Genomic DNA, 20,437 nt, shown 5'->3' on the forward strand with positions numbered 1-20,437 from the left:
GTGATGTTCCGACTCAAGTAGTCTACGAGCTGAGAGGTATTTCAGCAGCCTGCTAAGCGTGCTCATTCGTTTCAGGCCGCGCCAGACTGACGGTCCACTGGCCTCCTTCCTGCTGGCGTAGGGTCAGCAGATCGTAGGTCTTCAGCATGCTGAGTAGGCCCGAATGCCCATATGCATTGGGAGAGAAGGACGGGTCTGTTCGTTTGAGGTATTGGCCCAACGGCCCCAGTCCTACCTCGCCTTCTGAGGTGTCTCCAGCCAGGAGCGTGACCGCTTCCACCACGAACTTGGGACGGCGCTTGGGAAGCGGCTTTGTGTCCGCCGCGGTGGGCTCAGCTTTGTTGCCCTCGGCTTTGGCCGGTGATGCATTGGGCCGGTCCTCGCACGGCTCGGTGATTGCTTTGCGCTCCCATTCGAAGAACTGATCGCAAGCGTTTCGCAGGGCCGCTGGCGTCTTGGGCTCGCCGACGATACAGACCGTCGCGCCTCGCTCCCGCAGCTTTCGACACAGGTAAGCGAAGTCGGAGTCACTGGTCACCAGGCAGAAGGTGTCGGCACGGTGATCGAACAACGCCTCTTGAGCATCGAGAGCCAGGGCGATGTCGGAAGTGTTTTTTCCAGAGGCGTATTGGTATTGGAGGCAAGGGGTAAACGCCTGTTGGACGAGCACTTCCTGCCAGCGGTTCGCCAGCGTGGCGTGGTTTCCATACCCACGCCGCAGCACCACGCGCCCGAACTGGGCCACCATCAGCAGGGCGTGCTCCACGATCTCGGGACTGACGTTGTCGCAATCGACCAAAACGGCCACTTTGGTGTCGTGAGGGACTGATCCGTTAGCCATCTTCTTGTCCTTAAGCTGCGATGCGTGCATCCAGGCCGGCGTGCTCCCTCAGCAAGTAGAGCAGGCCCCCCCCGTCGATCAGCTCAATGGGCTTGTCTTTGGCAAAGTTGAAGGCTTCGGTGCCGTAGCCGCTGGTGCAAACCAAGATGCCCTTGCTGGCGCCTTCGTTGAGCATGGTCCCGTAAAGGTCGCGGACCGCGCTGACCCCTACGGTGTCCCGGTAGCGCTTGGCCTGTATGACGACCTTCCCGCCCAAGACGGGCCGGGTGTCAAAGGCCACCGCATCGACTCCGCCATCGCGGGAGCTCCGGGTCAGTTTCGTGTCCAGCCCCATCCGACTGAACAGGTTGGAGACGAGTGCTTCGAACTCGCTGGGGGTCAGATCCAGAAGGTTGGGGCGCGATTCAAGGCCTGAGAGCACGTCCGATTGCGCGATGAAGCGCTTGTCGACCATGTTGAATTCGACGATTGGTTTGATGGCCTGCAATTCATCGGGCCTGTTTGACACTTGAGCACCCAGGCTGCGCAGGCATGCGACTCTCTCCACGCGTTCAAGCCGCAGCTGAAGGAAGGCGGCCTTCGTTGCGCGGACGGACACCACCGGCACCCGAACCTCTTGGCCGGTGGTGGGATCGTGGGTGTCCACCACGCCATTGAAGGTCACCAGCGCCAATGCGTTTGCTTGATCGGCCTCAAAGGCTTCGTGCAAGGTCCTCAGCGCGATTGAGGCAATGATGTCTTGGTAGAGCGATTTGATGTCGCTGGCCTTGCGCGCCTTGGAGTCGATCGCATCGCGTGTTTTGACGTAGCGATAATCTGCTTCGGTGGGGACGACGCCCACCTCGGGCAGGTCATACTCAATGACCAATTCCTTGGATGCCTCGGCATAGGCCAGCTTGAACGCCTGAGGGAAGCCCTCAGAGGGATATTCGGAGCGCGTGAGCACCATGTCGTTGTAGGCCACAACGGCATCGGGCTCGTGAGCCAGGTAGGCGCTCTGAAACTCATCCACTTCAGCGTTTCGGCGGCCAACGTCAGCCTCATAGAGCGCTCGTTCGGTCTCGTGTTGGGCCCGTAGATCGGCCAGCCGTTGCTTCTTTTGCGCTTCCGCGCGATGGAACTGTTCGAGAACCTGCTGGTGGGCTTGATGGGCCGCCGCCAGAGCTGCCAAGTGCCGCTTTGCAGCGCCGGGCCAAAAACGTGAGAAGCCGGTGGGGCCCGGAACCTCGACCTCGACCGGCGCCAACCCCGGAACCAAGTCCTTGGGCACCTTGAAGCCGGGATAGGCATCGGTGTGACGCAGGCTGTCGAAGCTGATGGTGTCGTTCACCGACAGGGTGTGAAGAAGCAGACCCTCCAGTTCCTCCAGCCGGTCTTTGAGCTCGGCGTTGAGGTCGTCTGCTTCCGCCTGGCGATCTTGGAGGTATTCGGCTTTGGCCAAGCGCGCAGCTTCCTTCTCCTGCTTCTCCAGGGCGCGCAGCTCCCGCATCTGTTGCGCAGCAGCCATACGCTCATGGCGCTCCAACTGCCTCAGTTGCGTCGCTTGCATTCGCTGCTGGCGTTTGTTTTCGCGCTGCGCTGCCGCCGCTGCCCGGCCGGCTGCCCGCAGAAACCCTTCTAGGCCGCTCCGTCGTCCCATACATCCCCCTGATGTCGAATATCTAAAGACTAACCTGTCGACGTCCTTCTAACGCGCTTCCTGGGTGTTGGATCGTTCAGAAGGACGCGCAGCGCAGGCAGGTTCAAGCCAAAATCCAGCACCGCCAATCCCGAGGTGTTCTTTCCAGGTCCATGCAGCTTCTCGTGGACAGTGAACTCGCGGCTATACGTGGCGTGGTGCTCGTCGTCCAACTCGTGTCCCACCACCTGGGCCCGCAGCTCTGACGGTACGCCCGCCCCTTGGAGCGACTGAATGACGGTTTTCCGGAGCGAATGGAAGCCGCGCTTGCCGGGCGTCCAGTTCTTGCCCACGGCTTCCAGGTGGCGGCCGAACGCCTTGGTGATCCAATTGCCGGCGCCGTTCTTAGCATCGGGTTTGGCGGCCGGGAACAGCCGCTTTGCATCTGCCGCCCGTAATCCCTCAACCCATTCCTTAAACCCGAGCGTCAGCAGATCAGGGTGAACAGGGACGGTTCGGATGCTGGCATCGGATTTGAGCTTCTGATGCTCCCCTTCATCGGACATGTGGATGCAGAGCAATCCCGCCTCTTCGGTGACATCGCTGGGAAGCAGTTGGCCCACCTCGGCGGCACGAGCGCCTGTGTAAAGACCGATGACCGCCGCCCAGCGGGCCGAAAGCGCCAGTCGCTCGAACGCGGCTGGCGCAAAGAGGGCTTGGACTTGGTGGGTGTCGTAAGGCTTGAAGCCGAACTTTCGCCGAGCTCGCTTCTCTCGGATGGAGTAGCTGACATGCCCAGCGGCAACATTGTCGCCCCTGGGGTAGTAGCCCGAGGCCATGGCCCACTCGAAGAAGCCGCCCTTGCCGCCAATGTAAGACTGCTTGTTGGTCAGGGTGGGGGTTGAGGCGCCCTCTTCGCGCATGTGCTGATACCAGCGGGCCAAGTCCGTGCGCGTCAGCGTGTGGAGCTTGGTCTTGCTCCCGAGGAAGCCGACCAGGGAAACGATGGCCGTGCGCTTGATCGTCCAGGTCTTGGGCAGCGTGTTGCCCTTGAGCGTGGCCAGCCAAGCGTCGCAGGCGTTTTCGAGGGTGATGGGGGTCAGTTTGGACTTCGGGACTGGTGCCGGGGCGGGGGCGGGGGCGCCGTTGACGGCGTCCAGCAACGGGTCTGCGCCCTGGCGCTGCATCTTCTGGAAAAGCCGCAGGTCTTCCTCGTTGTCGATCTGCCAGCGCTCGGTGACCGTGCCATCGGCGGCGCGGGACCGGTGAAGGATCAATTCCTTCAGGTTGTCGGATTGGGTCAGGCGGGCGATCAGTTCATCGGCTTCGCGCTTGCTCAGCTTGTCCACGCGTTGGTCCCTCAACACATCGAAGGCCTGAGCATAGCCCGCAGCAAGGGCCAGCGCGCGCAGCCTGGCCGTGGGCAGGTCGCGGGTGCGCAACGTGCGCTTGAAGACGCGTCGGCCAACCACGCCTTGAAGGTCGGTAGGGACGCGTTGCCGGAAAGCCCAAAGGCCGGTAGGAGAGCGGGTGAGGTGATGGGGGATGCGCATCGAGAGATGTGTCCCGATTTGTGTCCCGCCGAAGGTCACCCCAGAAAAGCAAAAACCCCTGCGTAAACAGGGGTTTGCGTAATCTGGCGGAGAGAGGGGGATTCGAACCCCCGAAGCGCGGTTTAGACGCTTACACACTTTCCAGGCGTGCTCCTTCAACCACTCGGACACCTCTCCGGATCCCTGCCATCGGCAAACGCCTCAGCAGGGGCGCAGAGTCTAGCGGGAGGCGCGGCCGGACACAAGCATCTTGTGGCGGGGTCGGGGGCTGGACAGGCGTGGCACAATGGAACATCCGATGGAAGACGGTGGCCTGATGTCCTATCTCGTGCTTGCCCGCAAGTGGCGTCCGAAGCGTTTTGCCGAGCTGGTGGGCCAGGAACACGTGGTCCGTGCGCTCAGCAATGCGTTGGACAGCGGCCGGGTCCACCACGCGTTCCTGTTCACCGGTACCCGCGGCGTGGGCAAGACCACCATTGCGCGCATCTTCGCCAAATCGCTGAACTGCGAGCAGGGCACCAGCGCTGACCCGTGCGGCCAGTGTGCGGCCTGCCTGGACATCGATGCGGGCCGCTACATCGACCTGCTGGAAATCGATGCCGCGTCCAACACTGGTGTCGATGACGTGCGCGAAGTGATCGAGAATGCCCAGTACATGCCTTCGCGTGGCAAGTACAAGGTCTACCTGATCGACGAAGTGCACATGCTGTCCAAGGCGGCGTTCAATGCGCTGCTGAAGACGCTGGAAGAGCCGCCGGAACACGTCAAGTTCCTGCTGGCCACCACCGACCCGCAGAAGCTGCCGGTCACCGTGCTCAGCCGCTGCCTGCAGTTCAACCTCAAGCGCCTGGACGAGGACCAGATCCAGGGGCAGATGACCCGCATCCTCGCCGCCGAGGAGATCGAGGCCGATTCCACCGCCATCGTGCAGCTGGCCAAGGCGGCCGATGGCAGCCTGCGCGACGGCCTGTCGCTGCTTGACCAGGCGATCGCCTATGCCGGCGGCGCGCTGCGCGAGGACGTGGTGCGCACCATGCTGGGTACGGTCGATCGTACCCAAGTAGCGGCCATGCTGGATGCACTGGCCGAGGGCGATGGCCCGCGCCTGCTGCAGGTGGTGGCCGCCCTGGCCGAATTCTCGCCCGACTGGAGTGGCGTGCTGGAAGCGCTGGCCGAAGGCCTGCACCGTATCCAGGTGCAGCAGCTGGTGCCCGGTACCGCCGCTCCCGTCGAAGGCCTGGATGCAGCCGCGTTTGCCGAGCGCCTGCGCCCGGAAGTGGTGCAGCTCTGGTACCAGATGGCCCTGAACGGACGCCGTGACCTGCCGCTGGCGCCGAGCCCGCGTGCCGGCTTCGAGATGGCCGTGCTGCGCATGCTGGCGTTCCGCCCGGCCGCTGCGGTGCCGCCGGTTCCGAAGTCGGTCGACGGCGCAGTAGGCGGTGGCACCGCAGTCGGTAGCGGCGGCGGCCAGGCCGGCGCTGTCAGCCCGGACGCCGCGCCTGTGGCCGCAGTCGCAGCGGCGGGCCCGGCAACGGTGGCCGGCATGGCTGATCCGGCGCAGGCCGCGCCGCGCGAGCCTGAGCCGGACCCGCAACCTGAGCCGGACCCGACGCCGGAACCTGAACCGGTTCCGGTGGAAGAACCCGAGTCGCCGCCGCCGGTGAAGGCCGAAGTGGTGCCGCAGGCGGTGGCCGACGATCTGCCGCCGTGGGTCACTGATGAGGCCCAGGCGCGCGATCAGGCGCTGGCGGAAGAGAGCGACGTGCCGGTCGTGATGGCCACCCCGGAAGCGGCCATGGTCGCGCCGTGGCAGGAGCCGCCGACGCCGGCACCGGTTGCCATGGTGGCCGAGCCGGAACGCACGTTCCAGGCTGAAGGCATCGCGATCATCCCGGCTGCGCCGAAAGCCGCACCGTCGCCGGTGGCGCGGGAGGGCATGTCCGATCTGGCCACCGCCGAAGATTGGCTCGATCTGGTGGCCAACAGTGGCCTCAGCGGCCCGTCGCGGCAGCTGGCGGCCAACGCGGCCTTCATCAGCTGCAAGGGGGGCACCTTGAAACTGGGCCTTTTGCCCGGATTTGAGTACCTGCGTTCCGAACGCGCGCTGTCCGCCCTGGGCGAAATGCTGGAAAAGGCCCTGGGCCACGCGCCGAGGATCGTGGTCGAGACCGTGGAAACCGAGCAGGTCCCGGCCGAGACCCTGCACCAGCGTGCCGACCGCCAGCGTGGCGAGCGGCAACAGGCCGCCGAGGCCATTTTCATGGACGATCCGGAAGTGCAGCTGCTGATCCAGCAGCATGGCGCCCGGGTTGTTTCCGATTCCATCCGTTCTTTTGACGAGTAAGCAACCATGCGCGGCAACATCGCCCAACTGATGCAGCAGGCCCAGAAGATGCAGGAAAACCTGCAGAAGGCCCAGGAAGAAATCGCAAAAATTGAAGTGACCGGCAGTGCTGGTGGCGGCATGGTCAGCGTGACCCTGACCGGCGCCAAGGAATGCCGAAAGGTGCGCATCGACCCGTCGCTGGCCAGCGATCCGGAAATGCTGGAAGACCTGATTGCCGCCGCCTTCAACGATGCGTCGAACAAGATCGACGCCGAGTCGAAGTCGAAGATGGGGTCGGCCACCGCCGGCATGCAGCTGCCGCCGGGCATGAAGCTGCCGTTCTGATGGGTTGTCGGGCACCTGCCTGTCAGGTGCCATCGACCCGGTAGAGTCGAGCAAGCTCGACTCTACAAAGCCCTTCAGTCGAGCAAGCTCGACTCTACAAAGCATGTCGCCGTGTCCGCACCCCTGCTTGAACAACTGATAGATGCACTGCGGGTGTTGCCTGGCGTCGGCCAGAAGACCGCCCAGCGCATGGCCTACCACTTGCTTGAGCGCGAGCGCGAAGGTGGGCAGCGCTTGGCCGAGGCACTGGCCCTGGCGGTCGAGCGCATCGGCCATTGCGCGCAGTGCCGCGATTTCAGCGAAACCGAGCTGTGCCCGACCTGCGCCAGCAACGGTCGCGAACGCAGCCAGTTGTGCGTGGTTGAATCACCGGCCGATCGCCTGGCCATCGAGAACGCGACCGGCTTCCGTGGCGTCTACTTCGTGCTGCAGGGCCGGCTCTCGCCACTCGATGGCGTCGGCCCGCGCGAACTGGGCCTGGAGCAGCTGGAACAGCGGCTGGCGCAGGGCGAAGTGCAGGAGTTGATCATCGCCACCAGCGCGACCGTTGAAGGCGAAGCAACCGCGCACTATCTGGCCCAGCTGGCGCGTGCCCGCCAGGTGCAGCCGAGCCGCCTGGCGCAGGGCCTGCCGCTGGGGGGCGAACTGGAATACGTTGATCGCGGCACGTTGTCGCATGCCTTCGGGACGCGCAGCGAATTCCGCGATTGACCGCAGCCGCGCAGGATGCGGCCGGCCTACAATGCGGTGGACCACCCCGCCGAGGCCGAGCATGAGCACCGAAACCCTCTTCAGCAAGATCATCCGTCGCGAGATCCCGGCCACCATCGTCTATGAAGATGACGAGGTGCTGGGCTTCAAGGACATCGCACCGCAGGCGCCGGTGCACGTGCTGTTCATTCCGAAGAACGAGGTCATTCCGACCCTGGACGATCTGCAGCCGGCTCAGGCGCACCTGATCGGCAAGCTGGCGTTGGCCGCCGCCGCCTATGCGCGCAGCGAAGGGTTTGCCGAGGATGGCTACCGCATCGTGATGAACTGCCGCGAGCATGCCGGGCAGACCGTCTTCCATATCCACATGCACCTGTTGGCCGGTGCGCCGCTGGGGCATTTCGGTACGCCGGGGCATTAGTGCCGACCAACGATCGGCACCCACCGTGGATGGCCCAGTAGATCCACGCCATGCGTGGATGGCAGTCGCCAGTAGATCCACGCCATGCGTGGATGGCACCAACAAAAAGGCCGCCCGAGGGCGGCCTTCTGCATCACGACAACCGTAGCGGGCTTACCACCAGCCCCAGCCGCGGTAACCGCCCCAGTACGGGCCCCACGGACCCGGGCCCCACGGGCCGTAGGGGTAGGGCACCACATCGACCTGGCGCTGTTCCGGCCACAGGTAGATGACGTCGGCGGCCAGCTTGGGCAGGCGGTAGTCATACTCGCCGATGCGGGTGTTGGCGTAGCCGTCGATCTTGCCGATGAAGGTCACGTCGCGACCGGCTTCGAACACGGCCGGGTCATAGAAGCCGGCGCGGCAGGCGATGAAGCGGCCATCGCTGGCGTCGGACGAGGTCGTGTTCGGGCGGCCACTGCCGTTGAGCGGGCGCGAGATGATCTGGAAGCAGGTCTCGCCCTGGCCGGGCTGGGTTTCGATGATGCGGCCGCCCCAACGAACGGGGGTGCCGACCTGCTGGGTGGCAACCGAGTCACGCGGGGAAACCACGCTGAACTGACCCTGCAGCGGCTTGGGGGCCGTCGCGCAGGCCGACAGGGCCAGGGTGGCCACGGCGGTGAGAAGGAACTTGGTGTTCATGAAGTAGCTCCGGAAGACGGGCGATGCCTGCGCAGGTCCCGCAATAATGGGGCGAGCTCGGTACGAGTGCCAGCGTAGCGCGCTTCAGCGAAACGCTGGCTGAGTGCGATGAGGCCCGGATCGGGGCGCTGGGCATGCACCCGCTGGGCCCAGGCCAGGGCGGGCTCGTGCGGTTCGCGCCCCAGGCCCAGCCGGGTGTAGCGGCGGCCCAGCCGGTGCCAGGCGCGCAGCAGCGGGTCGCGCTCGCGTTCGCCGCGTGCCAGCAGCCAGGCCATCCAGCCCAGCGCCAACAGCGCGGTGGCTGCGAAGCCAGCCAGCAGCTGGCCCGGCCCCAGGTCGTCCAGGCCCAGCGGCTGCAGCAGTTGCTGCTGGCGGCGCGCGTCGAAAGACAGCACCAGGTCGTTCCAGCCACGGCGCAGCCAGTCGCCGATCTGCCCGACCTGCAGCCAGCGCTGCTGCAGGTCGAGGTCGGCGCCGGCCGGCAGCCGGTCTTCCAGCGTGTCCAGGATGCGCTCCGGCGCCACTGCCGCGGTCGGGTCCACCCGCACCCAGCCACGCTGGGGCAGCCAGACTTCGGCCCAGGCATGGGCGTCCATGCGCCGCACCACCCAGTAGTCGCCCAGCCGGTTGCGGCTGCCGCCGGCAAAGCCGGTCACCACCCGCGCGGGGATGCCGGCATTGCGCATCAGCACCACGAAGGCCGAACTGAAGTGCTGGCAGAAGCCGGCTTTGTAGTCGAACAGGAATTCGTCCACCGGGTCGCGCCCGGCCGGCGGCGTGTCCAGCGTGTAGGAGAAATCAGCGGTGATCCACGCCAGTGCACGGCGGACCAGCGCCGCATCATCGTTGCCCGCTTCCTGCCGCCACTGCTGGGCCAGCGCCGCGGTGCGCGGGTTGAAGTTGGCCGGCAGCTGCAGCGCTGACTGGCGCTGGTAGGGCGAGAGCTCGGCATCGAAGCGTGTCGCCGGTGCCGAGTGCAGGCGCCAGCGCGTGAGCGCGGAGAGGTTGCGCTGGCTGGCCAGGCTCATCTCGGCATTGAGCTGGGTGCCGTCGGGGGCGGCGGTCGGCAGGTCCAGCGCCACCAGCAGGCGACGGTCGGTGGGTTCGTAGTCGATCTGGTAGTCCCAGCCCTGGCCCTGGTAGGCCACCTGCGCCGGCCGCCGCTGGTTGGCGGCGCGGTCGCGCGTCCAGACGTGGCCGTCGAACCGGGTCAGCACCGGCCCGCGCCAGTAGCGCTGTTCCGGTGCGGGGACGGCACCAAAGAACTGCACGCGCAGCGCCGGGGTGTCATCGGCCATCAGGTCCAGCCACTGGTCCGGCTCCATCGAATCGGACAGCCCGGGCGTGCCGACCGCGCGCTCGGGTACGCCCCACAGGGGCGTGGCCAGCCGCGGGAACAGCCAGAAGCAGGCCAGTGCCAGCGGCAGGCCGATCAACAGCAGGCGGCCAACGCCACGCACCTGGCCGGCCAGCGGCAGCGGCGCGCTGCGCCCTTCGTTGTGGGCCAGCCGCTGCAGGGCGAGCAGGGCGCTGCCGCCCGCCAGTGCGGCCAGCAGCGTGGTCAGTGGCCCCTGGTCGAGCAGGAAGGCGGCAAATGGCGCGAACAGGGCAAAGCCGAGCAGGCTGCGGGCATCGCGCACGCTGCGCAGTTCGCTGGATTTGATCGCCAGCATGGCCGCCAGCAGCGCGCAGCCGGTGTCACGTCCGGGCCGCACCGCGCCCATCTGCCAGACAATGGTGCCCAGCATGGCCAGCACCAGCAGCAGGCGCACGGGCATGGGCAGCACGCGGCGCTGCGACAGCGCCGCCGTGGTCAGGCCGGCCACGGCGATCAGCGCGGCCAGCGGCCCGGGCAGCTGCAGCAGCAACGGCAGCAGCGCCAGTGCGGCGCTGGCCAGGGTCCAGCCGCGTGCGTTGCGGTCCAGCAGCAGGGCGGGCTCAGTCATGGGGCATCAGCGCCAGTGCGCGCAGGCACGCGTGATGGTGGCTGGCGCCCTGGCCGGGGCCGAGTGCGGGTTGGCCGGGCAGCAGCAGGGTATAGCGCCGGCCTTCGCGCTCGGCGGTGTCGACCCAGCGCGCCAGGCGCGAGATGCGCGCTTCCGGCGGCAGGGTCGGCAACGCGCGCCAGTCCAGCAGCACTTCAATACCGACCGGCTTCTCGTATTCGCGCACCAGCAGCGTGTCGCGTCGCGCCGAGTGCTTCCAAGCGATGCTGCGCGGCGGGTCGCCCGCGCGGTACGGGCGCAGCTGGTGCAGTTCCTCGCCGCTGGCATGGGCGCGGGTATGCAGCGGGTCGCTGCCCTGTTCGGGCAGCGGCGGCGCCAGCGCCTCGGCCACCGGATGCACCAGCAGCGGCTGTTCCGGCCATACCCACGACCAGGCGCGCACCAGGCCCAGCGGCTGGGTGCTGGACAAGCGGATGCGCGGCAGGTCCAGCCAGCCGCGGCGATGCGTGGGTACATCCAGTTCCGCTTCAGCGCGGCCCTGCGCGGGAAGATCGGTCCAGGCCTGGCTGTCACCGATCTGCAGTTCCAGGCCATGGCGGGGCCGTGGATCACGTAGCGACAGGTCCACGCGCAGGCGCAGCGGTTGCCCGGCCGGCACCGGTTCGGCGGCGATCGCATCGATCTGCACGCCGGACAACTGCAGGTGGGCGGCAATGGCGCTGGCGATGGCGGCCGCCGCCAGCAGCAGCGCCAGCAGCATGGCCGGGTTGTTGTTGTAGTTCAGTGCGCCCAGCAGCATGGCCGACAGCAGCACGGCCACGAACAGCCCGAAGCGCGTGGGCAGGACATAGATGCGCCGCCGGTCGAGCCGCTGCGGCAGCGCTTCGGGCATGCGCGGGCGTGCCAGGCGCAGCAGGCGTGAGCCGCGTGCGGGCATCCTCAATCCACCGCGACCGTCTGCAGGATGGCGCGCGCCAGCGCCGGCCCCGTGCTCGATTCGGACTCGCCCACCAGACGGTGGCCAGCCACGGCGACAAACAGGGTCTGCACGTCTTCGGGCACCACGTGGCCACGGCCGAGCAGCAGCGCATGGGCCTTGGCGGCGCGCAGCAGTGCCAGGCCGGCACGCGGCGACAGGCCCACGCGCACGCCGGCATGCTGGCGGCTGCGGGTCAGCAGCGCCTGTACGTAGTCCACCAGCGCGTCGCTGGCGTGGATCTGTCCCACGGCCTCGCGCAGCTGGCGCACCTGGTTGTCATCCAGCTGCGGCACCGCGCGTGCGATCAGGTCGCGACGGTCGGTGCCACGCAGCAGCTCGCGTTCGGCCTGCGGGCTGGGGTAGCCCATCGCCAGCCGCAGCAGGAAGCGGTCCAGTTGCGAGTCGGGCAGCGGGAACGTACCCGACAGGTCGACCGGATTCTGCGTGGCGATGACAAAGAACGGATCGGGCAGGGGATGGGTCTGCCCATCGAGGGTGACCTGCTGTTCGGCCATCGCTTCCAGCAGCGCGCTCTGGGTGCGTGGCGGCGCACGGTTGATCTCATCGGCCAGCAGCACGTGCGAGAACACCGGGCCGGGATGGAACTGGAACTGGCGCGTGCCGGCGTCGTACACCGACACACCCAGCACATCGGCCGGCAGCAGGTCGGAGGTGAACTGCACGCGCTGGAAGCTCAAGCCCAGGCTGCTGGCCAGTGCGTGCGCCAGTGTCGTCTTGCCCAGGCCGGGCAGATCTTCGATGAGCAGATGGCCACCGGAAAGCAGGGCGACGAAAGCCAGCCTGACTTCCGGCACCTTGCCCAGCACCAGTGCGTTGACCTGATCCTGTGCATCACGCAGGGCCTGGCGCAGTTGATCGGTTAGCATGCTGGGCATGGGGGACGAAGCAGGCATGGTCGTCTCACGTTCGGGAACCATTCGATTCTATCCATAGAGCAATGCAGGGCGAACAACGCGCACGCACGATATTTTTCTGGTTATGGACGCTGGTCACAGCGGCCAAGCTGCTTGTGGCCGCGCGCCTGCCGTTGTTCGTGGACGAAGCGTTCTACTGGCAGGAAGGCCAGCACCTGGCGGCGGCGTACTCCGATCTGCCGGGGCTGACCGCATGGCTGGCGCGTCTGGGCGTGGAGATCGGGGGGCAGCATGTCCTCGCGCTGCGCCTTCCGTTCCTGCTCATCGGTGCCCTGCTGCCGCTGCTGGTCGCGCGCATCGCCACGCGCTGGTTCGGCAATGTGGCGGGCTGGCAGGCCGGCAGCCTGACGCTGTTGATGCCGCTGTCGGCCACGCTGGGCCTGCTGGCCGTGCCCGATGTGCCGCTGGCGCTGGCGTCGGTGCTGTGCCTGGATGCCGGTGCGCGCCTGCTGCGCAACGTCGATGCCTCATCGGCCATCAAGCTGGGCCTGGGCCTGCTGATCGGCGCGCTCAGCCATTACCGTTTCATCGGCGTGATCGGCGTCGGCTTCATCGCCCTGCTGGCGCTGCCGCCGGGCAGGCGCATGCTCACCGATCCGCGCGTGTGGGTGGCGCTGGCGGTGGGTGTGCTGGCGTGGCTGCCGCTGCTGGCCTGGAATGCGGACAACCACGAGGCCGGCCTGAAGTTCCAGGTGGTGGAACGCCACCCGTGGGCATTTGAGTGGCGCGGCCTGTGGTTCCTGGTGATCCAGCCGATGCTGGTCACGCCCATCCTGTGCATCGCGATGTGGAAGGTGGCGCTGGCCGGCACCCGCAGCGGTGGCGGCGCGCGCGTGCAGTGGCGCTACTTCGGCCTGGTCGGTGGCGTTTCCACGCTGGGCATCTTCCTGCTGGGCTTCTTCACCGATGTCGAGCGCATCAGCTTCCACTGGCCGCTGCCGGGTTACCTGGCGCTGCTGGTGGCGGTGCCGGTGGTGCTCAACGGTTGGCCGCGCTGGCTGCGCCGTACCGGCTGGTGGCTGGCCGGTACCGGCATGGCCTTGGCCTTCGCCTATTACCTGATGGCCTCCACGCCCTCGCTGCGCGAGCAACTGGCGGGTGACAAGTATTACCCGCGCAACTTCGCCGGCTGGGAACCGCTGGCGGCCGCCGTGCGCGACGAACTGAAGCAGATGCCGGAGGACACGCGCGTGCTGGCCGGCAATTTCAAGGTCGGCGCCGAGCTTGGCTTCCAGCTGGGGGATGCCAGCATTGCGGTACTGCCGCATCCGCTCAACGACAAGCATGGCCGCACCGCACAGCTGGCGCAGTGGGGGCAGCTGCACCAGGGTGAGCGCCGTGCGCCGATGCTGCTGGTGCTTTCACCCAGCGACCAGCGCTTCCGCGATCTGGTGCCGCAGTATCACGCCGTCTGCGGGCAGGTCGGGCCGCTGCCGCCGCCGCGGGTGGTCAGCAATGACCATGGTTTCCAGCGCTTCCTGCTGTTCCGCCTGCCTGCACAGCGTGCTGAAGGTGCGTGCGTGACGCCGGCGGTGGCCTATCTGGATTCACCGGCCAATGGTGAAGCGGTGTCGGGTACGCTGGCGGTGAAGGGCTGGGCGTTCAAGGACGGCGTTGGCCTGGCGCGCGTGGAAGTGCTGGTGGACGGCCAGCCAGCGGGGGATGTGCAGTATGGCCGCGAGCTGGACATCCGCCCGATGTGGCCGATGTCCAACGATCCGCAGCACCCGCATGCAGGCTTTGATGGCAGCGTCGATACGCAGGGGCTGTCGCCTGGCCGGCATTGGCTGGGCCTGCGCCTGCATGGGCGCGATGGCAGTGTGGAAGACTGGCAGGAACAGCCGTTCGAGGTGGTTCCGCGTTTGTAGCGTCGAACTTGCTCGACGGCGCTTCGCTCCCTGTAGAACCGAGCCTATGCTCGGCTGGATGTTCGAAGCAGCCGAGCGTGGCTCGGCTCTACAGGGGCAGTCGCTTACGGCACGGCGAAGCCGGCCTGGCGCAGCAGCCGGCACAGCGCGATCAACGGCAGCCCGACCAGCGCCGTGGGGTCGCGGTTGTCGATCGCCTCGAACAGGCTGATGCCCAGGCCCTCGCACTTGAAGCTGCCCGCGCAGTCCAGCGGCTGCTCGGCGGCTACGTAACGTGCGATCTCCTGCGCCTGCAGCGGGCGGAAGCGCACTTCTGTCAGGTCCATGGTCGCGAACGATTCTCCCCCGCGCGTGAGACTGATCGCCGTATGGAAGCGCGCCGTCTGCCCGGCCATTGCCGCCAATTGCGCGTAGGCGGCCTCGACCGTGCCGGGCTTGCCCAGCGGCTGGCCGTTCAGGTCCGCCACCTGGTCCGACCCGATCACCCAGGCGCCGGGGTGCCGCGCGGCGACCTCGGCGGCCTTCGCGGCGGCCAACCGGCCTGCCAGCGCCAGCGGCGTCTCACCGGCCTGTGGGGTCTCGTCCACGGCCGGGCGTGCGCAGTCGAAGGGCAGCCCCAGACGCTGCAGCAGCTCGCGTCGGTAGGGGGACGTGGAGGCCAGGAGCAGGGCGGGCATGCGACAATTCCGGGGCAGGGCGCGGCAGTCTGGCCCGCGTCCGGCACCGCCAGCAAGCCCCTCTGTGGCGGGCATTTGACAGCGGCGGCCCCGATCCTTAGTATTCAGCGGCTTATGTCCGCGAACGTGCCCGAAACGCTGGATGCCTGGCGGATGGTTGTAGCGCGAAGGCGCTTCGACGGCCAGGTCCCACTGGCTGAAATGACCCGCCTGCAGGGCTTGGTCGCCGATACCGACGGTGAGTGCATTTACTCGCTTGAATTCGGTCGCGACGACGTCTTGCGGGTATCCTATGTGGAACTGACCATCGACACCGCGTTGCCGCTGACCTGTCAGCGCAGCATGCAGCGATTCCTGTTGCCGGTGAAGATGACCCAGAGGCTGGGGCTGATCCGTGACGAGGACGAGGAATCGTCCCTGCCGGAGGAGTACGAAGCGTTGCTGGTGCCGGAAGACGGGCAGCTGCATCCGCTGGACCTGGTTGAAGACGAGTTGGTGCTGGCGGTGCCTGTGGTGCCGCTGTCGCCGGACGGTGAAGCAGTCGACAGGGACTGGGCGCCGAGCGAAGAAGAAACAAAGCAGGCCAACCCGTTTGCGGCGTTGGCGGCACTGAAGAAAGACTAGAAGCATTAGCAGCCGGATTGTCGTCGGCGGCTGCGGCGAAAGCGAAAGTGTGCTGGGCGCTGGCGTCCTGCGCGACGATACGACGAAGCAAAACGAACCGAGTTTGGAGCAATCCCATGGCTGTCCAGAAATCCCGTGTTACCCCGTCCCGTCGCGGCCAGCGCCGTTCGCATGACGCCCTGAGCGCCAAGCAGCTGTCGACCGACCCGACCACCGGCGAAGTGCACCTGCGTCACCACATCACTGCTGATGGTTTCTACCGCGGCAAGAAGGTCATCCAGACCAAGACCTCGGCCGTCGAAGAAGATTGATGTGCCGGTGAGGCCGCTGCTCCAGGGCAGCGGCCTTTGCCTTCTTCCCCGGGCATGCCGGTGACCGGCAGCCTGCGCAACAGGAAACATGATGAGCAAGCGGATCTACTCGAGGATCGCGGGCACCGGTAGTTATTTGCCGGAGAAAGTCCTGACCAACGCCGACCTGGAAAAGATGGTCGAAACCTCGGACGAGTGGATCCAGACGCGCACGGGGATTCGTGAACGGCACATCGCGGCCAAAGGCGAAACCACCAGCGACCTCGGCTACCACGCCGCGGTGCGTGCGCTGGAAGCGGCCGGTATCGACGCTTCGCAGCTCGACATGATCGTGGTCGGTACGACCACCCCTGATCTTATTTTCCCGTCCACCGCGTGCCTCATCCAGGCCAAGCTGGGTGTGTCGGGCTGCCCCGCCTTCGACGTCAACGCGGCCTGCTCGGGCTTCGTGTTCGCGCTCGGCGTGGCCGACAAGTTCATCCGCTCCGGTGACGTCCGCTACGTGCTGGTCATCGGCGCTGAAACGCTGACCCGCATCGTCGACTGGGAAGACCGCACCACCTGCGTGCTGTTCGGCGACGGTGCCGGCGCGGTCGTGCTCAAGGCCGACGAAGAAACCGGCATCCTCAGCACCCACCTGCATTCCGATGGCACCAAGAAGGAACTGCTGTGGAACCCGGTCGGGGTGTCGGTCGGTTTCAAGGACGGCGCCAACGGCGGCGGCACCATCAACATGAAGGGCAACGACGTGTTCAAGTACGCCGTCAAGGCGCTGGACTCGGTCGTGGACGAAACCCTGGAGGCCAATGGCCTGGGCAAGTCCGATCTGGATTGGCTGATCCCGCACCAGGCCAACCTCCGCATCATCGAAGCCACCGCCAAGCGCCTGGACATGTCGATGGACCAGGTCGTGGTCACCGTCGATCGCCACGGCAACACCTCCTCCGGTTCGGTGCCGCTGGCGCTGGACACCGCCGTGCGCTCGGGCAAGGTCGAGCGCGGCCAGCTGCTGCTGCTGGAAGCCTTTGGTGGCGGCTTCACGTGGGGTTCGGCTCTGCTGCGCTATTGATAGCGCAGTTACGACAACGTGAAGTCTGTCGTTACGGCCCCTGTGGGGCCGTAACGCGTTCAGGAGATCCGTCATGGTTGAGCCCATCGTCATCGAAGGGCAGCGCGCCTGGCTGAAGCAGTACGGCAAGGGAAGCCGGGCTTTCGCTTTGGGCCTGCTCAATTTCATTGCCCGCCGCTTCCACCTTGATGCCCTGCGCCCACCGCCGCACCGCGGGGGCGACGCTGCGCGCGAGACCGAGGCCCGTCGTCTGGGTGAGCTGCACGCGCAGGGCGTGAACGTGCCCGAAGTGATCGGCAGTGGCCACGCGGCGCTGGTGATCGGCGACAACGGCGGTTCCTTCAATACCTGTCTGCGCGAAGCCGATGACGCGGGCCGGGACCGGTTGGTGGCGGCGGCGATGAAGGCATTGGCCGAGGCGCACGCACAGGGCGCGTATTTCGGCCAGCCGGTGCCGCGCAACCTCACCTGGGACGGGCAGCGCGTGGGCTTCATTGATTTCGAGGAAGATCCGCTGGAAGTGATGGATCTGGCTGAAGCGCAGGCGCGCGACTGGCTGATGTTCGGCTATGGCGTGGCCAAGTACTACGCCGACCGGCCGCAGCACCTGCAGGCGATGATGGCCGAGGCCATGCATGACGTGCAGGCCCCGGTGCGCGCGCACGTGCATTCGGTCAGCGGCCGCCTGCAGGGCCTGGCCCGCATCTGCATGAAGCTGGGGCGCTCGGCCCGCGCGCTGGCGCAGTCGATCTTCATCACCCATGGCGCCACCACGCTGGGGCTGATCATGGTGGTGGGCCTGTGCGTGGACTTCTTCGCCGATGGCGAGCTGGACCTGCTGCAGCTGTTCTGCTGATCGCATCCGCCGGGCATGGCCCGGCGCTACCGGTCGCTTGCGGATCTGACCCCGGTCCATACGCCGTGCATACGCGCACGTACAGACGACACGGGGGATTCGCCCTTATCATGGCCCGCTTCGATTGCAACAAGCGGATGACCGCGTGACCGTATCCACCCTCGCTTTTGTCTTCCCCGGTCAGGGCTCGCAGTCCGTGGGCATGCTGGCCGAGCTGGCCGAGCTGCACCCGCAGGTGCGTGAAGCCTTCACCGAAGCATCCGATGGTGCCGGCGTCGACCTGTGGGCGCTGTCCCAGGGGGGGCCGGAGGAAATGCTCAACCGTACCGAATACACCCAGCCGGCCCTGCTGGCGGCGAGCATCGGTGCGTGGCGCGCCTGGAACGCCGTGGCTGGTCCGCAGCCGTCGGTGCTGGCCGGCCACAGCCTGGGCGAATACACCGCGCTTGTCGCTTCTGGCGCGCTGAGCCTGCATGACGGCGCGCACCTGGTGCGCCTGCGCGGCCAGCTGATGCAGGAAGCCGCGCCGGCCGGCGTCGGTGCCATGGCCGCTGTTCTGGGCGCGGAAGACCAACTGGTGCTGGACGTCTGCGCCGAAGCGGCAGGCAGCCAGATCGTGGTGCCGGCCAACTTCAATTCGCCGGGCCAGATCGTCATCGGTGGCGACGCCGACGCGGTGGACCGCGCCCTGGCGCTGCTGGCCGAAAAGGGCGTGCGCAAGGCCGTGAAGCTGGCCGTCAGCGTGCCCTCGCATACCCCGCTGATGCGCGAAGCCGCCAACCGCCTGGCCGAAGTGATGGCCGGTCTGTCCTGGCAGGCGCCGACGCTACCGGTGGTGCAGAACGTCGATGCCAAGGTGCACGACGGCGTCGATGCCATCCGTACCGCGCTGGTGCAGCAGCTGTACCAGCCGGTGCAGTGGACCGGTTGCGTGCAGGCGCTGGCCGCCCGCGGCATCACCCAGATCGCCGAGTGCGGTCCGGGCAAGGTGCTTACCGGCCTGGTCAAGCGCATCGACAAGGCCATCGACGGCCGTTCCCTGGCCACTCCGGGCGACTTCGAAGGCGCGCGCGAGGCGTGGTCGGCCTGATTCCCCTGTTCCTGCTGATCGTGCCGGTGGCCGCTGCAAGCGGCACGCGCGCGGTCGCTGCCTACGTCTGAGGACAACATCATGAGCAAGCCCCTGCAGGGTGAAATCGCACTGGTCACTGGCGCCAGCCGTGGCATTGGTGCCGCCATCGCCGATCTGCTGGCCGCCCAGGGCGCCACCGTCATCGGCACCGCCACCACCGAGTCCGGCGCTGCCGCGATTGGTGAGCGCCTGGCGGCCCACGGCGGCCACGGCCGCGCGCTGAACGTCACCGACGCCGCCGCGCTGGAAAGCGTGCTGGACGGCATCGCCAAGGAGTTCGGTGCGATCTCGATCCTGGTCAACAACGCCGGCATCACCCGCGACAACCTGCTGATGCGCATGAAGGACGAGGACTGGGCGTCGATCATCGACACCAACCTGACCAGCGTGTTCCGCACCAGCAAGGCGGTCATGCGCGGCATGATGAAAGCGCGCAAGGGCCGCATCATCAACATCGCCTCGGTGGTGGGTGTAACCGGCAATGCCGGCCAGGCCAACTATGCGGCTGCCAAGGCCGGCATCATCGGTTTCAGCAAGTCGCTGGCCAAGGAAATCGGCTCGCGCGGCGTCACCGTCAACGTCGTTGCTCCCGGCTTCATCGACACCGACATGACCAAGGCACTGCCGGAAGAAGCCCGCACCGCCCTGATCAACGACATCGCCCTCGAACGCCTCGGCGCCCCGGAAGACATCGCCCACGCGGTGGCTTTCCTGGCCAGCCCGGCGGCCGGCTACATCACCGGCGAAACCCTCCATGTGAACGGCGGCATGTACATGCCGTAAGCAAGGGGCGCATGGATTGCGCCGCAAGTGGTTGATCTGCGGGGTTTTTTGCGCACATGCAAGGCCGCGCCGGTTTCCACTACACTATCCCACGGCCATCGCCATCCGATGGCGACCACTTTTGAACCACTACTCCATCTGGAGCGATACCCCATGAGCACCATCGAAGAACGCGTCAAGAAAATCGTCGTCGAACAGCTTGGCGTCAAGGAAGAAGAAGTCACCAACAGCGCATCGTTCGTCGATGACCTGGGCGCTGACTCGCTGGACACCGTTGAGCTGGTGATGGCCCTGGAAGAAGAGTTCGAGTGCGAGATCCCGGACGAAGAAGCCGAGAAGATCAGCACCGTGCAGGCCGCCATCGACTACATCAAGGCCCACGTCAAGGCCTGATGTCAGACGGCAGTGCGCGCGCGGGTTCCGCTCGCCGCGCACCGCACCCCATGGGGCCGCAGTTGCGGCCCCGTGTGTTTGAGCATCACATCGAAGCAAACCGAGTTGCCCGTTGAAATCATCCGGGTCAGGAGAATCAGCAATGAAGCGTCGCGTCGTCGTAACCGGCCTGGGTATCGTCTCGCCGTTGGGCAATGATCTGGCCAGCAGCTGGGAAGGCATCACCCACGGTCGTTCGGGCATCGGTCCGCTGACCAACGTTTCTGATGCCTACCTGGATCGGTTCACCACCAAGATTGCAGGTGAGGTCAAAGGCTTTGACATCACCGCCGACAATGAACTGTTCGGCAAGTACCGGGTCAGCGGCA

General features: G+C 66.5%; 21 protein-coding genes and 1 tRNA gene. 13 read left to right on the forward strand and 9 right to left on the reverse strand.

Annotated elements, in window-relative coordinates:
- Positions 1 to 52: 52 nt before the first annotated feature.
- The 4 genes from ACQKDV_RS10970 to ACQKDV_RS10985 all read right to left on the reverse strand — a co-directional run bounded on the left by ACQKDV_RS10970 (position 53) and on the right by ACQKDV_RS10985 (position 4,189).
- Entirely contained in the window at positions 53 to 841 is a 789-nt protein-coding gene (locus ACQKDV_RS10970) for an NYN domain-containing protein (protein ID WP_427783793.1), read from the reverse strand.
- Positions 842 to 851: 10 nt separating this feature from the next.
- Positions 852 to 2,348, reverse strand: a complete 1,497-nt coding sequence (locus tag ACQKDV_RS10975) for a restriction endonuclease (RefSeq protein WP_427783777.1) — start codon at positions 2,346 to 2,348, stop codon at positions 852 to 854.
- A gap of 161 nt (positions 2,349 to 2,509) precedes the next feature.
- On the reverse strand, positions 2,510 to 4,012 hold the full coding sequence (locus ACQKDV_RS10980; protein WP_427783778.1) for a DUF6538 domain-containing protein: 1,503 nt from the start codon (positions 4,010 to 4,012) through the stop codon (positions 2,510 to 2,512).
- Positions 4,013 to 4,096: 84 nt separating this feature from the next.
- Positions 4,097 to 4,189 (reverse strand) — tRNA-Ser (locus tag ACQKDV_RS10985).
- A 139-nt stretch (positions 4,190 to 4,328) separates the two neighbouring features.
- Here ACQKDV_RS10985 and dnaX point away from each other — a divergent pair.
- The 4 genes from dnaX to ACQKDV_RS11005 all read left to right on the forward strand — a co-directional run bounded on the left by dnaX (position 4,329) and on the right by ACQKDV_RS11005 (position 7,815).
- Positions 4,329 to 6,356: a DNA polymerase III subunit gamma/tau gene (gene dnaX / locus ACQKDV_RS10990; protein WP_427783794.1), complete on the forward strand. Its 2,028-nt coding sequence runs from the start codon at positions 4,329 to 4,331 to the stop codon at positions 6,354 to 6,356.
- Between the two features lie 6 nt (positions 6,357 to 6,362).
- The gene (locus tag ACQKDV_RS10995; RefSeq protein WP_004154630.1) at positions 6,363 to 6,683 is read left to right on the forward strand and encodes a YbaB/EbfC family nucleoid-associated protein; all 321 of its coding nucleotides are present in this window, start codon (positions 6,363 to 6,365) and stop codon (positions 6,681 to 6,683) included.
- Between the two features lie 111 nt (positions 6,684 to 6,794).
- Complete coding sequence (gene recR, locus ACQKDV_RS11000) at positions 6,795 to 7,394, forward strand: recombination mediator RecR (RefSeq protein WP_427783779.1); 600 nt, start codon at positions 6,795 to 6,797, stop codon at positions 7,392 to 7,394.
- Between the two features lie 61 nt (positions 7,395 to 7,455).
- Positions 7,456 to 7,815 (forward strand): histidine triad nucleotide-binding protein, encoded by a 360-nt coding sequence (locus tag ACQKDV_RS11005; protein ID WP_427783780.1) that lies wholly within the window; start codon positions 7,456 to 7,458, stop codon positions 7,813 to 7,815.
- Positions 7,816 to 7,968: 153 nt separating this feature from the next.
- Here ACQKDV_RS11005 and ACQKDV_RS11010 read toward each other — a convergent pair whose 3' ends face one another.
- The 4 genes from ACQKDV_RS11010 to ACQKDV_RS11025 are packed head-to-tail and all read right to left on the reverse strand — an operon-like array spanning position 7,969 to position 12,335.
- Positions 7,969 to 8,496 (reverse strand): Slp family lipoprotein, encoded by a 528-nt coding sequence (locus ACQKDV_RS11010; RefSeq protein WP_427783781.1) that lies wholly within the window; start codon positions 8,494 to 8,496, stop codon positions 7,969 to 7,971.
- Complete coding sequence (locus tag ACQKDV_RS11015; protein ID WP_427783782.1) at positions 8,493 to 10,442, reverse strand: transglutaminaseTgpA domain-containing protein; 1,950 nt, start codon at positions 10,440 to 10,442, stop codon at positions 8,493 to 8,495. Before ACQKDV_RS11015 ends, ACQKDV_RS11010 begins: the two co-directional genes overlap by 4 nt.
- Positions 10,435 to 11,385 (reverse strand): DUF58 domain-containing protein, encoded by a 951-nt coding sequence (locus ACQKDV_RS11020; RefSeq protein ID WP_427783783.1) that lies wholly within the window; start codon positions 11,383 to 11,385, stop codon positions 10,435 to 10,437. Before ACQKDV_RS11020 ends, ACQKDV_RS11015 begins: the two co-directional genes overlap by 8 nt.
- Positions 11,382 to 12,335 (reverse strand): AAA family ATPase, encoded by a 954-nt coding sequence (locus ACQKDV_RS11025; RefSeq protein ID WP_427783784.1) that lies wholly within the window; start codon positions 12,333 to 12,335, stop codon positions 11,382 to 11,384. The genes ACQKDV_RS11020 and ACQKDV_RS11025 overlap by 4 nt, the downstream gene beginning before the upstream one ends.
- Before the next feature lie 44 nt (positions 12,336 to 12,379).
- On the opposite strand from ACQKDV_RS11025, the gene ACQKDV_RS11030 reads away from it, so the two are divergent.
- Positions 12,380 to 14,224 (forward strand): glycosyltransferase family 39 protein, encoded by a 1,845-nt coding sequence (locus ACQKDV_RS11030; RefSeq protein WP_427783785.1) that lies wholly within the window; start codon positions 12,380 to 12,382, stop codon positions 14,222 to 14,224.
- A gap of 104 nt (positions 14,225 to 14,328) precedes the next feature.
- On the opposite strand, the gene ACQKDV_RS11035 is transcribed toward ACQKDV_RS11030, so the two are convergent.
- Complete coding sequence (locus ACQKDV_RS11035) at positions 14,329 to 14,901, reverse strand: Maf family protein (RefSeq protein WP_427783786.1); 573 nt, start codon at positions 14,899 to 14,901, stop codon at positions 14,329 to 14,331.
- A gap of 114 nt (positions 14,902 to 15,015) precedes the next feature.
- Here ACQKDV_RS11035 and ACQKDV_RS11040 point away from each other — a divergent pair, with 114 nt between their 5' ends.
- The 8 genes from ACQKDV_RS11040 to ACQKDV_RS11075 form a co-directional block, all read left to right on the forward strand.
- Positions 15,016 to 15,525 (forward strand): YceD family protein, encoded by a 510-nt coding sequence (locus ACQKDV_RS11040; protein WP_427783787.1) that lies wholly within the window; start codon positions 15,016 to 15,018, stop codon positions 15,523 to 15,525.
- Positions 15,526 to 15,641: 116 nt separating this feature from the next.
- The gene (gene rpmF / locus ACQKDV_RS11045) at positions 15,642 to 15,836 is read left to right on the forward strand and encodes a 50S ribosomal protein L32 (RefSeq protein ID WP_005408308.1); all 195 of its coding nucleotides are present in this window, start codon (positions 15,642 to 15,644) and stop codon (positions 15,834 to 15,836) included.
- 91 nt (positions 15,837 to 15,927) lie between these two features.
- Complete coding sequence (locus tag ACQKDV_RS11050; RefSeq protein WP_427783788.1) at positions 15,928 to 16,905, forward strand: beta-ketoacyl-ACP synthase III; 978 nt, start codon at positions 15,928 to 15,930, stop codon at positions 16,903 to 16,905.
- 73 nt (positions 16,906 to 16,978) lie between these two features.
- A complete protein-coding gene (locus ACQKDV_RS11055; protein WP_427783789.1) occupies positions 16,979 to 17,761 on the forward strand; it encodes a serine/threonine protein phosphatase in 783 nt (260 codons plus the stop codon).
- A gap of 145 nt (positions 17,762 to 17,906) precedes the next feature.
- Positions 17,907 to 18,851, forward strand: coding sequence for an ACP S-malonyltransferase (gene fabD / locus ACQKDV_RS11060; protein WP_427783790.1), 945 nt, complete (start codon positions 17,907 to 17,909; stop codon positions 18,849 to 18,851).
- Between the two features lie 81 nt (positions 18,852 to 18,932).
- Positions 18,933 to 19,676, forward strand: a complete 744-nt coding sequence (gene fabG, locus ACQKDV_RS11065; protein ID WP_427783791.1) for a 3-oxoacyl-ACP reductase FabG — start codon at positions 18,933 to 18,935, stop codon at positions 19,674 to 19,676.
- Positions 19,677 to 19,829: 153 nt separating this feature from the next.
- The gene (gene acpP / locus ACQKDV_RS11070) at positions 19,830 to 20,069 is read left to right on the forward strand and encodes an acyl carrier protein (protein ID WP_005415509.1); all 240 of its coding nucleotides are present in this window, start codon (positions 19,830 to 19,832) and stop codon (positions 20,067 to 20,069) included.
- Positions 20,070 to 20,211: 142 nt separating this feature from the next.
- Positions 20,212 to 20,437: beta-ketoacyl synthase N-terminal-like domain-containing protein (locus tag ACQKDV_RS11075; RefSeq protein ID WP_427783792.1), on the forward strand; the 226-nt coding region annotated here is incomplete at its 3' end.

The organism is Stenotrophomonas sp. NPDC077659 (assembly GCF_050268705.1).
Classification (GTDB): domain Bacteria; phylum Pseudomonadota; class Gammaproteobacteria; order Xanthomonadales; family Xanthomonadaceae; genus Stenotrophomonas.

What these genes read in the sequence shown, in the direction of transcription:
- ACQKDV_RS10980 (WP_427783778.1), bottom strand. Translation starts at nt 4,012, where the DNA reads ATGCGCATCCCCCATCACCTCACCCGCTCTCCTACCGGCCTTTGGGCT.
- ACQKDV_RS10970 (WP_427783793.1), bottom strand. Translation starts at nt 841, where the DNA reads ATGGCTAACGGATCAGTCCCTCACGACACCAAAGTGGCCGTTTTGGTC.
- ACQKDV_RS10975 (WP_427783777.1), bottom strand. Translation starts at nt 2,348, where the DNA reads ATGGCTGCTGCGCAACAGATGCGGGAGCTGCGCGCCCTGGAGAAGCAG.
- ACQKDV_RS11025 (WP_427783784.1), bottom strand. Translation starts at nt 12,335, where the DNA reads ATGCCTGCTTCGTCCCCCATGCCCAGCATGCTAACCGATCAACTGCGC.
- ACQKDV_RS11055 (WP_427783789.1), top strand. Translation starts at nt 16,979, where the DNA reads ATGGTTGAGCCCATCGTCATCGAAGGGCAGCGCGCCTGGCTGAAGCAG.
- ACQKDV_RS11050 (WP_427783788.1), top strand. Translation starts at nt 15,928, where the DNA reads ATGAGCAAGCGGATCTACTCGAGGATCGCGGGCACCGGTAGTTATTTG.
- ACQKDV_RS11030 (WP_427783785.1), top strand. Translation starts at nt 12,380, where the DNA reads ATGCAGGGCGAACAACGCGCACGCACGATATTTTTCTGGTTATGGACG.
- dnaX (WP_427783794.1), top strand. Translation starts at nt 4,329, where the DNA reads ATGTCCTATCTCGTGCTTGCCCGCAAGTGGCGTCCGAAGCGTTTTGCC.
- ACQKDV_RS10995 (WP_004154630.1), top strand. Translation starts at nt 6,363, where the DNA reads ATGCGCGGCAACATCGCCCAACTGATGCAGCAGGCCCAGAAGATGCAG.
- ACQKDV_RS11015 (WP_427783782.1), bottom strand. Translation starts at nt 10,442, where the DNA reads ATGACTGAGCCCGCCCTGCTGCTGGACCGCAACGCACGCGGCTGGACC.
- rpmF (WP_005408308.1), top strand. Translation starts at nt 15,642, where the DNA reads ATGGCTGTCCAGAAATCCCGTGTTACCCCGTCCCGTCGCGGCCAGCGC.
- ACQKDV_RS11005 (WP_427783780.1), top strand. Translation starts at nt 7,456, where the DNA reads ATGAGCACCGAAACCCTCTTCAGCAAGATCATCCGTCGCGAGATCCCG.
- ACQKDV_RS11035 (WP_427783786.1), bottom strand. Translation starts at nt 14,901, where the DNA reads ATGCCCGCCCTGCTCCTGGCCTCCACGTCCCCCTACCGACGCGAGCTG.
- acpP (WP_005415509.1), top strand. Translation starts at nt 19,830, where the DNA reads ATGAGCACCATCGAAGAACGCGTCAAGAAAATCGTCGTCGAACAGCTT.
- ACQKDV_RS11040 (WP_427783787.1), top strand. Translation starts at nt 15,016, where the DNA reads ATGTCCGCGAACGTGCCCGAAACGCTGGATGCCTGGCGGATGGTTGTA.
- ACQKDV_RS11010 (WP_427783781.1), bottom strand. Translation starts at nt 8,496, where the DNA reads ATGAACACCAAGTTCCTTCTCACCGCCGTGGCCACCCTGGCCCTGTCG.
- fabG (WP_427783791.1), top strand. Translation starts at nt 18,933, where the DNA reads ATGAGCAAGCCCCTGCAGGGTGAAATCGCACTGGTCACTGGCGCCAGC.